This window comes from Actinosynnema mirum DSM 43827, from assembly GCF_000023245.1.
Lineage (GTDB): Bacteria > Actinomycetota > Actinomycetes > Mycobacteriales > Pseudonocardiaceae > Actinosynnema > Actinosynnema mirum.
The window spans coordinates 6,161,742-6,174,462 of the sequence record NC_013093.1 but is presented as its reverse complement, the minus strand read 5'-3'; the positions used below and the strand labels follow the sequence as shown (position 1 = coordinate 6,174,462).

General features: G+C 72.5%; 11 protein-coding genes. 6 read left to right on the top strand and 5 right to left on the bottom strand.

Features of this window, described 5'->3' with window-relative positions:
• Nucleotides 1-2: 2 nt before the first annotated feature.
• Nucleotides 3-1,010 carry a hypothetical protein gene (locus AMIR_RS25690; RefSeq protein ID WP_015803887.1) on the bottom strand — a complete coding sequence of 336 codons (1,008 nt, stop codon included), beginning with the start codon at nucleotides 1,008-1,010 and terminating at the stop codon, nucleotides 3-5.
• A 238-nt stretch (nucleotides 1,011-1,248) separates the two neighbouring features.
• Here AMIR_RS25690 and AMIR_RS25685 point away from each other — a divergent pair, with 238 nt between their 5' ends.
• Nucleotides 1,249-1,803 carry an FKBP-type peptidyl-prolyl cis-trans isomerase gene (locus tag AMIR_RS25685; protein WP_240438684.1) on the top strand — a complete coding sequence of 185 codons (555 nt, stop codon included), beginning with the start codon at nucleotides 1,249-1,251 and terminating at the stop codon, nucleotides 1,801-1,803.
• A gap of 150 nt (nucleotides 1,804-1,953) precedes the next feature.
• On the opposite strand, the gene AMIR_RS25680 is transcribed toward AMIR_RS25685, so the two are convergent.
• Both AMIR_RS25680 and AMIR_RS25675 read right to left on the bottom strand, forming a co-directional pair.
• A complete protein-coding gene (locus AMIR_RS25680; protein ID WP_015803885.1) occupies nucleotides 1,954-2,925 on the bottom strand; it encodes a quinone oxidoreductase family protein in 972 nt (323 codons plus the stop codon).
• Nucleotides 2,926-3,123: 198 nt separating this feature from the next.
• On the bottom strand, nucleotides 3,124-4,731 hold the full coding sequence (locus AMIR_RS25675) for a DUF885 domain-containing protein (RefSeq protein ID WP_240438683.1): 1,608 nt from the start codon (nucleotides 4,729-4,731) through the stop codon (nucleotides 3,124-3,126).
• A 38-nt stretch (nucleotides 4,732-4,769) separates the two neighbouring features.
• Here AMIR_RS25675 and AMIR_RS25670 point away from each other — a divergent pair, with 38 nt between their 5' ends.
• Together AMIR_RS25670 and AMIR_RS25665 are read left to right on the top strand one after the other, a co-directional pair.
• Nucleotides 4,770-5,057 (top strand): hypothetical protein, encoded by a 288-nt coding sequence (locus AMIR_RS25670; protein ID WP_015803883.1) that lies wholly within the window; start codon nucleotides 4,770-4,772, stop codon nucleotides 5,055-5,057.
• Nucleotides 5,054-5,914 (top strand): ATP-grasp domain-containing protein, encoded by an 861-nt coding sequence (locus AMIR_RS25665; RefSeq protein ID WP_015803882.1) that lies wholly within the window; start codon nucleotides 5,054-5,056, stop codon nucleotides 5,912-5,914. Before AMIR_RS25670 ends, AMIR_RS25665 begins: the two co-directional genes overlap by 4 nt.
• 93 nt (nucleotides 5,915-6,007) lie before the next feature.
• Here AMIR_RS25665 and AMIR_RS25660 read toward each other — a convergent pair whose 3' ends face one another.
• Complete coding sequence (locus AMIR_RS25660) at nucleotides 6,008-7,585, bottom strand: solute symporter family protein (RefSeq protein WP_015803881.1); 1,578 nt, start codon at nucleotides 7,583-7,585, stop codon at nucleotides 6,008-6,010.
• Nucleotides 7,585-8,004 (bottom strand): DUF485 domain-containing protein, encoded by a 420-nt coding sequence (locus AMIR_RS25655; protein ID WP_015803880.1) that lies wholly within the window; start codon nucleotides 8,002-8,004, stop codon nucleotides 7,585-7,587. The genes AMIR_RS25660 and AMIR_RS25655 overlap by 1 nt, the downstream gene beginning before the upstream one ends.
• 341 nt (nucleotides 8,005-8,345) lie before the next feature.
• On the opposite strand from AMIR_RS25655, the gene AMIR_RS25650 reads away from it, so the two are divergent.
• Genes AMIR_RS25650 through AMIR_RS41290 form a run of 3 tightly spaced genes read left to right on the top strand, consistent with a single transcriptional unit; the run spans nucleotide 8,346 to nucleotide 12,671 of the window.
• The gene (locus AMIR_RS25650) at nucleotides 8,346-11,417 is read left to right on the top strand and encodes a sensor histidine kinase (protein ID WP_015803879.1); all 3,072 of its coding nucleotides are present in this window, start codon (nucleotides 8,346-8,348) and stop codon (nucleotides 11,415-11,417) included.
• Nucleotides 11,414-11,857 carry a roadblock/LC7 domain-containing protein gene (locus tag AMIR_RS25645; RefSeq protein WP_015803878.1) on the top strand — a complete coding sequence of 148 codons (444 nt, stop codon included), beginning with the start codon at nucleotides 11,414-11,416 and terminating at the stop codon, nucleotides 11,855-11,857. Before AMIR_RS25650 ends, AMIR_RS25645 begins: the two co-directional genes overlap by 4 nt.
• 10 nt (nucleotides 11,858-11,867) lie before the next feature.
• Nucleotides 11,868-12,671 (top strand): DUF742 domain-containing protein, encoded by an 804-nt coding sequence (locus AMIR_RS41290; protein WP_015803877.1) that lies wholly within the window; start codon nucleotides 11,868-11,870, stop codon nucleotides 12,669-12,671.
• The last annotated feature ends 50 nt before the right edge of the window (nucleotides 12,672-12,721 follow it).

The window sequence follows — 12,721 nt, the reverse complement described above, 5'->3', positions numbered from 1 at the left end:
TATCAGCTCCCCAACTGAGCAGAGGCGGAGAATTCCCGGCGGAAGTGGTGGAACTTCGCCTCCAGTGCGTCGAACGCCGGTTCCGCCAATGCGGTCCCGGTGATCTTCTCGAAGAGCGCGAAGAAGTCAGCCCGAGTGGTCGCGGGAGTCAGCGAGAAGTGGAACCCCGCCTTGGAATTGCTGATCCTGAGGAACTCGGCCCTTTCCATCCCGTAGAGAAAGGAGCCCTCGGAGAACCTCAGCGTGCGCGGGTAGAGCCGCATCGAACCGGAAGCGGTCCCGGTGTACAGGGTCAGCCAGGCGCTGTCGTCGAACAGCTCCAGCCGGTCCAGCGGCGGGTCGGACACGATGGTCACGTCGATCCGGCTGGCCCGCCCCCGCGCCAGGAACAGGCCCACCAGGCCGACCGCGACCTGCTCGCGCAGGTCGGCGCGGATGGTGTCGTAGTCGCCGTCGGAACCCGCGTTGCGCAGCAGGTACCTGGCCCTGCCGGTGATCGCGTCCTCGTCGGCCGGGTCGGCGAGCACCACGCGCAGCTCGCACTCGGACTTGGCCAGCAGCAGGCGGGACGCGGCGTAGCGCCCCGCGAACCCGCGGAAGCAGTAGAGCCTGGTGCGCTCCAGGTCCTGCATCATGAGCTGGTTGAACGCGGGGTCCGGCCTGGCCGTCGGCTCGAACACGTGGCTGGGGAAGAACTCGCGGTCCAGCGCGCGGTACTCGTCGGTCAGCTCGCGCAGCGCCTTCCGGCTCTCCGCGACCACCGGGTCGACCATGGCGCGGCGGGTGGCCGTGCTGGTCACGAGCGTCTGGGTGAACCCGACGACCGCGGACACCATCGTGCTGGCGCCCAGCGAGGCGACCAGGTTCCTGGCCGTGCCCTGTTCCATCCCGCTGGAAATCACCATCGAGACCCCGGAAGTGGTCACGAGTATCAGCAGGAGAAGCCCGGTCCGGGTCCAGAACAATTCCACCAACAGCTTCATGCGGACGCCGTCAGGCTCCGCCGACACGGTGTCACCTCCTTGGTCGGCACACGAACGGATCAGTGCCGCGTGGTGTTATGGTTGACGCGGGAAGCAACTGTACGCGGGGCCGCAGTTTTGCGGAAGGCGTATTTGGTTGGACATTTTCAGTGAATTTTCCCGACCGCCCGACCACCCTGCGCGGGTGACCTGGGCGAGACGTCCCCGGACGCGCCCCATAAGCTCGACGACCATGCGTACCGTCGGCCGATCGGCCCTGGCTCTCGTGTCCTTGCTGTCCGCCGGAGTGGCGCTGACCGCCTGCACCCCCAGCGACCGCCCGTCCACCCAGACCGGGGAGAACACCCCCGCCGCCACCGCGCCCGCCGCGCAGACCGGCGGCAACAAGGTCAGCAAGCCCTCCGGCCCGCCCTGCCAGCCGGAGCAGTACCAGGTCGGCGGCGAGTTCGGCCAGAAGCCGACCATCACCGTCCCCCTGGACTGCGCCCCGCAGGACGGCCTGCTCTCCCGCGACCTCAAGGAGGGCGAGGGCGCCGAGGCCAAGCCGGGCTCCACGGTCACCGTCAACTACGAGCTGGTGACCTTCAGCGACGGCAAGACCGCCGACTCGTCCTTCGAGCGCGGCGCCACCTTCGACGTCGAGGACCTGGGCAACGCCCCGGTCATCACGGGCTGGAACCAGGGCCTGGTCGGCATCAAGGAGGGCGGTCGCCGCCTGCTGGTCATCCCGGCCGCGCTCGGCTACGGCGACCAGGGCAACCAGGGCATCAAGGGCGGCGAGACCCTGCTGTTCGTCGTGGACGCCGTCAGCGTCAAGTAGTCCCGACCGACCCGAACGGATCAACGTGCGCGCAGGGCCCCGGCACACCGCCGGGGCCCGCGCCGCGCAGCGGCGCGAAACCACCGACCGGTCCACCGGGGCCCTTCGCCGCGGTTCAGGGGTTGTGCCCTTCCCCCTGCCGCCGCGCCGTCACGGCACCAGCAGCAGCTTCCCCGTGGTCCGCCTGGCCTCCAGGTCGTCGTGCGCACGGGCCGCGTCGGCCAGCGGGTACCGCCCGCCGATCCGCACGTCCAGCTCCCCGGCCCGCACCGCCGCGAACAGCTCCCCGGTCCGCCAGGCGCGCTCCTCCGCCGTCACCAGGTGCGCCGCCAGCGTCGGCCTGGTCAGGAACACCGAACCGGCCGCGTTCAGCCGCTGCGGGTCCACCGGCGGCACCGGGCCGCTCGCCGCGCCGTACAGCGCCAGCACCCCGCGCAGGCGCAGGCTCGCCAGGCTGCCGTCGAACGTCGTGCGGCCGACGCCGTCGTACACCGCCGCCACGCCCTCGCCGCCGGTCACCTCGCGCACCCGCGCCGCGAAGTCCTCCCGGTCGTACCGGATCACCTCGTCCGCGCCCGCCTCGCGCGCCAGCTCCGCCTTCGCGTCCGTGGACACCGTCGCCAGCACCCGCCCGCCGCGCGCCTTCGCCAGCTGGGTCAGCAGCAGCCCGACCCCGCCCGCCGCCGCGTGCACCAGCACCGCGTCGCCCTCCCGCACCGGGTACGTCGACGACACCAGGTAGTGCGCGGTCAACCCCTGCAGCAGCAGCGCCGCCGCCACGTCGTCCGACACCCCGTCCGGCACCGGCACCGCCGACACGGCGGGCATCACCACCTGCTCGGCGTAGCTGCCGGACACCGAGCACCAGGCCACCCGGTCGCCCACCGCGAGCCCGTCGACGCCCTCGCCGACCGCTCGCACCCGGCCCGAGCCCTCCTGGCCCAGGCCGAACGGCAGCGGCACGGAGTACAGGCCCGACCGGTGGTAGGTGTCGATGTAGTTGACCCCCGCCGCGGCCACGTCGACCAGCACCTGCCCGGCGCCCGCCTCCAGTGGCCCGACCTCGGCGTGCTCCAGCGCGTCGGACCCGCCGTGCTCGCGAACCAGGACCGCCTTGGGCATTACCGCACCTCCATAGCTCTCGGACTCCAGCTCTCGGACTCCAGCTCTCAGGACTTCAGCTGTCGGGACTCCACAGCTCTCGGGACTCCCGGCCACCCCGGACTCCCGACCAGCACCGCGCGAACGCGGCCACACGCCCTCCAGCGCGACCGGTGGCCGCGCTGTTCCCGCGCGACCACCGATCCCACCCACCGGGCCCTACCGCCCCAGCACGACCTGCCGCGCCAACCCCAGCGGCAGCGCGCCCGACCCCGCGATCCGGTCGTGGAACTCCCGCAGCGTCCCGCGCCCCTCGGCCAGGTACTCGCCCCGGATCCGCTCGATCTCCAGCGCCCCGGTCAGGTACGACGGCGCCTGCGTCGGCCACGCGCAGTACCGCGTCACCTCGCCCTCGGCGGTCCCCGGCGTCAGCGACGCCTTCGTCACCATGAACTCCTCGGCCTCGGCCACGCTCATGTCGCCGCAGTGCAGCGCCGTGTCCACCACCATCCGCGCCGCCCGGAACAGCCGCGCCTCCACGTGCGCCAGCTCCTGCGCCCGCTCGGTGAAGTACCCCTCCTCGCGCAGCAGCTTCTCCGAGTACAGCGCCCAGCCCTCGGAGAAGTACGGCGTCCGGAACACCTTGCGCACGGCCCGGTCCTGCGTCGCCAGCCACGACAGGTGCCAGTGGTGGCCGGGGTACGCCTCGTGCACCGCGATCGTCGCCAGCTGCGACCGCGAGTTGGTGCGCAGCCGCTGCGCGACCTGGTCGGCGGTGAACGCCTCGGGCGGGGTGGGCACGAAGAAGTGCCCGAGCCGCGAGCCGGTCAGCGGCGGCGGCTGCATGTACGAGGCCACCGACAGCACCGGCCGCTGGAACGCGGGGGAGGGCACGACCCGGCACTCCTCGCCGTCGGCCAGCGTCACCAGCCCCCGCTCGACGAGGAACTCCCGCGCCCGCAGCGTCTCCGCCTCGTACTCGGCGCGCATCGCCTCCGGCGTCGGCGGGTGGTCCTCCTGCAGGGCGAGCATCACCGAGTGCCAGTCGTCGGCCCCGGCCAGCGCCCGCATCTCGGCCTCCAGCTCCGCGTACGCGGACCGGCCGCGCTCGTGCAGCTCCGAGGCCCCGTAGCCGAGCAGCTCCTGCTCGGTCAGCAGCCGCGAGTACAGCGCCTCGCCCATCCGCCAGTCGCCGCGCGCGGTCTCCGCGAACGACTCCAGGAAGGCCGCCAGCCCGTCGAACGCCGCCGCCGCCGGTTCGGCCGCCTCGGCGACCCGCGCCCGCAGGTCGGGGTCCGCCACCTCGGACGGCAGCGTCCCCGTCAGGAACGCCCGCCCGGCGCGGGCCTGCGCCGCGCCCCGCAGCACGATCTTCGGCGCGGCCAGCTCCGGCGACAGGTTCGCCCGGCACGCCGCCAGCACCGAGGGCACCTCGGCGAGCCTGGCCAGCACCGACCCGACCAGCTCGGCCTCGGGCCGCAGCCGGTGCAGGAACGCCGAGAACAGCGGGAACAGCACCGCGCCGGTGTACACGGACGGGTCACGCCGCCACGACGGCCACTCGGCCTTGGCGCGCGCCCCGCGCAGCACCGACACCACCAGCGCCCGGTCCACCGCGTCGGCGGGGTCGGTCGGGGTGGCCTCGCTGAACCGGTCGAGCCAGGTCAGCGACTCCCGCTCCTGGGCGAGGAAGGACTCGGCGGTGAAGTCGCCGAGCGTCCGGTCGTGGTCGAGCGAGCCGAGCATGGCCGCCGAACCGGGGTTCGCGTCGAAGTGCCAGCGGAGGAAGCCGTCGACTAGCTGCGCGTGGGTCGTGGATTCGGTCACGTGCACGGAAATTACCCGCAGCACCTACCCTGGCGTGCGTGGCAGAGGACAAGAAGATCGCTGGAGGCGTCCGGGCGGCGTCGGCTTTCGTGGCGGCCCACGGCAAGCCGTCCCGCGCCGTCGTGGAGAACATCGGGCGGGCGGGCGCGCGCGTCGTGCTGGTCGGCGCGGACGGCGCCATGGGCGACGTGGTCCTGCCGGACGTCGAGACCGCCGAGAAGGTCGTGGCGGCCGTCGCGGACCTGGACGCGGCCGAGTGGGACCGCGAGACCGCCGAGGCGCTGAAGATCGGCCCCAAGCACCGCAGGAAGATGGCGCGCAGGTGAAGGTCGTCCTCAGCACCTGCGACCCGCTGCCCGACGGCGACGTCGACGACGCGCCCCTGGTCGGCGCGCTGGCCGACCTCGGCGTGCACGCGGAGTTCTCGGTGTGGGACGCCGGGCCCGCCGCCGCCTCCGCCGACCTGGTGGTCCTGCGCAGCCCGTGGGACTACCCGGAGAAGCTGGACGCGTTCCTGCCGTGGGCCGACTCGCTGCCCGCGCTGGCCAACCCCGCGCACGTGGTCCGCTGGAACGCCGACAAGGCGTACCTGGTCGAGCTGGCCTCGGACGGGGTCGCGGTGGTGCCGACCGCGCTGGCCACCCCCGGTTTCGCCGACTGGCCGCGCGACGTCGAGTTCGTTGTGAAGCCGACCGTGGGCTCCGGCTCGCGCGGCGCGCTGCGGGTCGCCCCGAACGACGTGGCGACCGCCGAGCGGCACCTCGCCGAGCTGGCCGCGCCCGCGCTGGTGCAGCCCTACCAGTCCGGGGTGGACAGCGCGGGCGAGACGGCGCTGGTGTTCTTCGCCGGCCGGTACTCGCACGCGTTCACCAAGGGCGCGATGCTCACCGAGGACACGGCCTACGACGAGACCGGCCTGTACCTCCTGGAGCGCCTCGGCCCGGCCGCGCCGCCCGCCGCGTACCGCCGCCTCGCCGAGGACGTCCTGGACGCCGCCACGGCCCGCTGCGGGCTGCGCCGCTCGGAGCTGCTGTACGCGCGGGTCGACCTGATCCCCGGTCCCGGCGGCGCCCCGCTGCTGCTGGAGCTGGAGCTGGTCGAACCGGCCCTGGGCTTCCGCCAGGCCGACGCGGGCGCGCCGCTCCGCTTCGCCTCGGCGATCCGGGCCGCGCTGGCGGGCTGAACCGCCCACGGGAACGCCCCCTTGAACGACCGGTGGCCCGCGCCTGGAGCAGGCGCGGGCCACCGTCGTCATCTCACCCGATCAGGGCGGGCCTCAGGGCTGCAACCCGGACCCGATCCCGGTCAGCGACCGGACCTCCATCTCGGCCTGCTTCGCAGGGTCCGCCTTCTCCTTGGACAGGATCGTCCCCAGCCAGCCGCACAGGAACGACAGCGGGATCGACACCAGGCCGGGGTTGTCCAGCGGGAACCAGTGGAAGTCCACGTGCGGGAAGATCGCCGTCGGCGACCCGGACACGGCGGGGGAGAACGCGATCAGCACCACGCACGACCCCAGGCCGCCGTACAGCGCCCACAGCGTGCCGTTGGTGTTGAACCGCTTCCAGAACATCGAGTACACGATCGTGGACAGGTTCGCCGACGCGGCCAGCGCGAACGCCAGCGCCACCAGGAACGCCACGTTCTGCCCGTTGGCCACGATGCCGCCGCCGATCGCCAGCACGCCGACCACCACGGCGGTCAACCGGGCGACCCGCACCTCGGAGCGCGGGTCGGCCTGCCCGCGCTTGATGACGTTCGCGTACACGTCGTGCGCGAACGAGGCCGACGCGGTCATGGTCAGACCGGCCACCACCGCCAGGATCGTCGCGAACGCCACCGCGCAGACGATGCCCAGCAGCACCGTCCCGCCGATGTGGAACGCCAGCAGCGGCGCGGCCGAGTTCTCGCCGCCCGGCGCCTTGCTGATCGAGTCCTCGCCGACCAGGGCCAGCGCGCCGAACCCGATGACCAGCGTGCACAGGTAGAACGTGGCCATCAGCGAGGTCGCCCACACCACCGAGCGCCGCGCCTCGCGGGCGTTCGGCACGGTGTAGAAGCGCATCAGCACGTGCGGCAGGCTCGCGGTGCCCAGCACCAGCGCCAGCGCCAGCGAGATGAAGTCCATGTGCGCGATCGCGGAGCCGCCGTAGCGCGCGCCGGGCGCCAGAACCTCGTCGCCCAGCGGTGAGCGCCTGCTCGCGGTCTCCAGCAGCGCCGACAGGCTGAACCCGAACTTGCCGAGCAGGAACACCGTCAGCATGGTCACGCACAGCAGCAGCAGGACGCCCTTGATGATCTGCACCCAGGTCGTGCCCTTCATGCCGCCGACCAGCACGTACAGCACCATGACCACGCCGACGACCGCGATGACCAGCGCCTGCCCGGCCTCGTTCTGCACGTCCAGCAGCAGCGAGACGAGCGCGCCCGCGCCCGCCATCTGCGCGATCATGTAGAAGAGCGAGATGACGAGGGTCACGTTGGCGGTGGCCGCGCGGACGGGCCGCTGGCGCATCCGGAACGCCAGCACGTCCCCGAGGGTGAACCGGCCGGTGTTGCGCAGCCGCTCGGCGATGAGCATGAGCCCCACCAACCAGGACACGACCCAGCCGATGGAGTACAGGAACCCGTCGTACCCGTTCACCGCGATGCTCCCGGAAATGCCCAGGAAGGACGCGGCGGAAAGGAAGTCGCCGGAGAGCGCGACGCCGTTCTGCGGGCCGGTGAAGCTGCTCCCGGCGGCGTAGTAGTCGGACGCGCTCGCGTTCCGGGTGCCCGCCCGGTACACCACGAACAGCGTGATCAGCACGAAGACGCCGAACACGCCCAGGTTGACCGCCGTGTTGGCGCCCATCAGATGCCGTCCTCGTCGGTCAGCTCGCGGACCGCGGCGACCCTGGGGTCCAGCCGGAGCCTGGCGTATCGGGAGTAGCCCAAGGTCAGGGCGATGGTGGTGACGAACTGGAGCAGCCCGAGCAGCAGGCCGACGTTGACCACGCCGAACACCCTGGTGGCCATGAAGTCGGGCGCGAACGCGGACAGGCCCACGTACGCGAGGTACCACGCGAGGAATCCCAGGATGGCGGGCACGACGAACACCGCGGTGCGCCTGCGCAGTTCCCGGAAATCCTCGCTCTGCTGAATCGCGACGTAATCCGGATTGCCGTCCTCGTCGACGAGCAGAGCGGGTGCGGGATCGTCGAAAGTGGCGAATCCCCGCGCGTCCGCCCGCTGGTACCGGGATTCCACCGGTGGCGGAAACGCCTTGGTCATCAATCCTCCACGCGGATTCGCGGCACGGGCCCGTGCGGCTGCACGGCGGCTGCGGGCGCTCAGCGTAACCGCGTCCGGTCGGCTGTCCAACGGCCTGTGCGGAGTGTCGCCGCGCGTGTCGTATCTGTTAACACCTGCGGCTTCCGACCCGCGTAAACGGGGTTTCTCGAAAATTTCTCACATAGTGTGATCCGCCGAACGGTTGAGATCAGGACGACTGGTCGTTGTCGTTCGGGCGTTCACGACCTACTATCTCGCAGCAGCCTTCCCCGCCTGCCGTAAAGGCCGGTGTGGTTTTGGCTGTGCGGTGAATCGACCTTAAGAAACTCCGGGGCTGCTTGGTGACTGGCGACAACAGCACGCGCAGGCAATGGCGGACCGCCGTCGCCGACTGGCGGAATTGGCGGCTGCCGGTCAAGCTGGCCGCCGTCCTCGCGGTACCCGTGCTCGTCGCGCTCGGCTCGGGCCTGACGCAGATCGGGACCGACGTGCGCGCCGCCGACGGCTACGCGAACATGCAGCGCCTGGTGTCGCTGCGCGCGGGGCTGACCCCGCTGGTCGCGAGCGTCCAGGACGAGCGGGCGCTGTCCGCCCAGCGCGCCGAGGGCGCGGGCGTGGACAAGCGCAACTTCGACGCCGTCACCAACGAGACCGACCGCGCCGCCAACGCCGTGCGCGACCTGGTCCGCAACACCCCCACGCTCGGCCCCGTCGCCGAGGCCCGCTACCGCGACGCGCTCGTCCAGCTCGACGGCCTGCCGCAGCTGCGCGACCGGGTCTCCAGCGGCGGCGTCGACCTCGCGGGCGGCATCGGCGCCTACTCGGTGGTCATCCGCTCCCTCACCGACTTCGACCAGGCCATGGTCGGCGACTTTGGCGACGCCTCCCTCACCGGCACCGCGAACGCCCTGCACAACCTGGCCATGACCGGCGAGCAGGTCTCCTGGCAGCAGGCCACCGTCCTCGCGGGCGTGAGCCGCCGGGGCCTGCTGGACACCGAGAAGACCATGCTGGAGCAGTCCTGGACCCGCTTCCAGGACAAGGTCGCCGAGTTCACCGCGGTGGCCACCGCCGACCAGCAGGCCGACTTCCGCAGCACCGTCGCGGGCCCCGAGGTGGACACCCGCAACCGGCTGCTCCAGGGCGTGCGCACCGATCCGGGCACCGTGCGCACCCAGGTGCCGGTCAAGGACTGGAACACCGCCTCCAGCTCGACCCTGTCGCGCATCGAGGTCGTCATGTCCCGCCTCGGCGGCGAGCTGCTGCGCGCCTCCGCCAGGCTCCAGGACTCCACCAGCGACCGCGCGGGCGTGGCCTCGGTCATCCTGCTCGCCTCGCTGTTCTCCGCGGGCGCCATCGGCTTCGTCGTCGGCAGCTACCTGCTGCGCTCGCTGCGCACCCTGCGGGTGGCCGCCCTCGACGTCGCGAACAACCGCCTGCCCGAGCTGGTCACCCAGCTGCGCGAGGGCGGCGTGCGCACCGGGATCGAGCCGGTGCCGGTGCACACCACCGAGGAGTTCGGCCAGCTGGCCCGCGCGTTCGACGCCGTGCACAGCCAGGCCGTCAGCTCCGCCGCCGAGCAGGCCGAGCTGCGCGCCGGGATGCGCAACGCGTTCATCAACCTCTCCCGCCGCAGCCAGGGCCTGGTCGAGCGCCAGCTCAAGCTCATGGAGGAGATGGAGCGCCAGGAGGAGAACCCCGACCAGCTGGCGAACCTGTTCAAGCTGGACAACCTGGCGACCCGGATGCGCCGCAACAACGAGAACCTGATGGTGCTCTCCGGCAGCGACGTGGCCCGCCGGTTCACCCGGCCGGTGCCGCTGGCCGACGTGCTGCGCGCCGCCGGGTCCGAGATCGAGCAGTACCACCGGGTGATGGTGCAGACCACCCCGCCGGTCGACGTGGTCGGCTACGCGGCGGGCGACCTGGTCCGGCTCGTCGCGGAGCTGCTCGACAACGCCACCGCGTTCTCCCCGCCCGGCACCCAGGTCGTCGTCAGCGGCAGGCCGCGGCCCGGCGGCGGCGTCCTCGTCGACGTGGTCGACCAGGGCGTCGGCCTCACCGAGGAGGGCATGGCCGAGGCCAACCGCAAGATCGTCACGGCGGCGCGGGACGACAGCGCCGAGCTGTCCGCGTCCCGCCAGCTCGGCCTGTACGTGGTCGGCAGGCTCGCGGGCAGGCACGGCATCCAGGTGGTGCTGCGCGAGCAGGGCGCCGAGCGGGACGGCGTGCGCGCCGTCGTGGCCGTGCCCTCCGAGCTGGTCCGCCCGGCCGGGACCGGGCAGCTGCCCGCCGCCCGCAGGCCCGCCGCCGAGCTGGAGCGCGGCCAGGGCGGCGCCCAGCAGAGCGCGCTGCAGAGCAACGTCGTGCACAACGCCCTGCAGGGCGGCTCCGGGCAGAACGGGGCGGTCCAGAGGAGCGCGCCGCAGAACGGGACGCCGCAGAACGGGACCGCGCCGTTCGGCGCGGCGCAGAACGGCGCCGCGCACAACGGGACCGCGCAGAACGGCACGGCGCTCGGCGGCGCGACCCAGAACGGCCCGACCCAGAACGGCGCGACCTCGGGCGGCGCCCCGGTGAGCGAGAGCGGCTGGGCCGCGTTCGCCGGCCGCGCGCTCGACCAGACCCCGCCCGCCAAGCCGGAGCCCGGTCGATCCGAGCCCGGTCGATCCGAGCAGGGGCGTTCGGAGACCGCTCGTTCGGAGCCCGGTCGTTCGGAGGCCACTCGTTCGGAGCAGGGCGGGCCGCGCGCCGAGCAGTTCGTGATGGACGACTCGTTCTCCTTCTCGGTCGACCCGTCCGCGCCGACCGCCGCCCCGAGGGGCGACGCCCCGCGTGCCGCCGACGCTCCGGCCGTGCCGCCCAGGCAGGTCGAGACCCCGCCCGGTGGGGAGCTGCCCAAGCGCACCGCGACGCCCCCGTCGCGCTCCGCGACGGACCCGTTCCGGCAGCCAGAGGCCACGCAGGGCGGTTCGACGTGGTTCTCCAAGCGCCCGAAGGCGCAGACCGCCGAACCGGCCGCCCACGCCGCCCCCGCCGCGCCCCCGGTGACGCCGCCGACGGCGCCCCCCACCGAGGGGGGATATGCGCCCGGCCGGGCCACCGCGCAGTTCTTCGGCGCGCCGTCACCCGCCAGGCAGACGCAGCCTCCCGCTATTCCGGCCGAAGAGGTACCGTCCCGACACGTGACAGCCGCAGGGGCGGAGCTGCCCAAGCGCAAACCGCGCACCAACCTGGACGCGAACCTGGTCACCGAGCGGCCCGCGCGGGCTGAGGGCGAGAGCGCTGCGCCCCCACCCGTACGGAGGGACCCGAGCGCGACACGCGGGTTCCTGGCCAACTACCAGACCGGCGTCCGGCAAGGTGTTCGGGAGGCTGGGGACAACAGAACGGGGCGGGAGACCGAACAATGAGCGCGCAGAGGGCTGGGCAGGTCGATCGGTTCGGTTGGCTGGTGTCCAACTTCGCCGACCGGGTGCCCGGTGTCGCCCACGCGGTGGTGATCTCGGTGGACGGTCTGCTGCTGACCGCCTCCGAGGGGCTTCCCGAGGACCGGGCGGACCAGTTGGCGGCCATCGCGGCCGGCGTGTCGAGCCTGACCGACTCGGCGGCGCGCTGCTTCGACGGGGGCAGCGTCAAGCGCTCGGTGGTGGAGATGCAGCACGGGATCATGCTGCTGATGTCGATCAGGGACGGCTCGTGCCTCGCGGTGCTGGCCGCGCCGGACGCCGACGTCGGCCAGGTGGCCTACGAGATGACGGTGGTGGTCGAGCAGGTCGGCCAGCTGCTGACCCCGGAGCTGCGCGCGCAGATCCACGACGCCAAGCGGATCATGGCCCGTCCTTCGGCCTGAGGTGGAGCAGATGAGCAGCGATCCGGAGTCCCAGTCAGGCAAACAGTCGTTCGCCGATCTGCTCAACGGCTTCAGCTTCAGCTCATCACGCTCGCCCAAGCCGGAGCGCGAGGCCACGCCGGACCGGGCGGCCCGCCGCGCCAGGCGGGCCGAGCGGGCGCCCGAGGCGGAGCAGCCGGACGGACGGCAGGACGACCGCCCGGAGTACGGGGACTACCCGTACTCCGAGGTGGGGTATAACGACGCCCCCGCGTACGAGCGCGGGTACGGCGAGCCCGAGGCCGGTCACGCCGACGGCGGTTACCCCGACGGTGGTTACCCCGATAGGGACTACTCCGATAGGGACTACTCCGATAGGGACTACTCCGATAGGGACTACTCCGATAGGGACTACTCCGATAGGGGTTACCCCGATAGTGGTTACGCGGACGGCGGTCACGCCGACGCGGGGCACCCCGCCGAGCCCGAGGACGCGCCCTCGATCGTGCGCGCCTACTCCTGGACCGGCGGGCGCACCACCTCCACCTACCAGTTGGAGCTGGAGACCCTGGTCTCGGCGGCCGAGTGGGACCACCCGGCCGCGCTCGGCATGAAGGCCGAGCACCAGGAGGTCATCGCGCTGTGCGGCAGGCCCCGGTCGGTGGCCGAGATCGCCGCGCTGCTGAAGGTGCCGCTGGGCGTGGCGAAGGTCCTGCTGGGCGACATGGCCGAGCGCGGGCTCATCGACGTGCACCAGACGATCTCGTCCGAGGACGGCGACCAGCCGAACATGGGCCTGATGGAGCGGGTGCTCGCGGGGCTGCGCAGGCTCTGAGCCCGGCGCGCGGCGGGGGTTCGGCCGGGGATTTCGCCCAGGGCGATCAC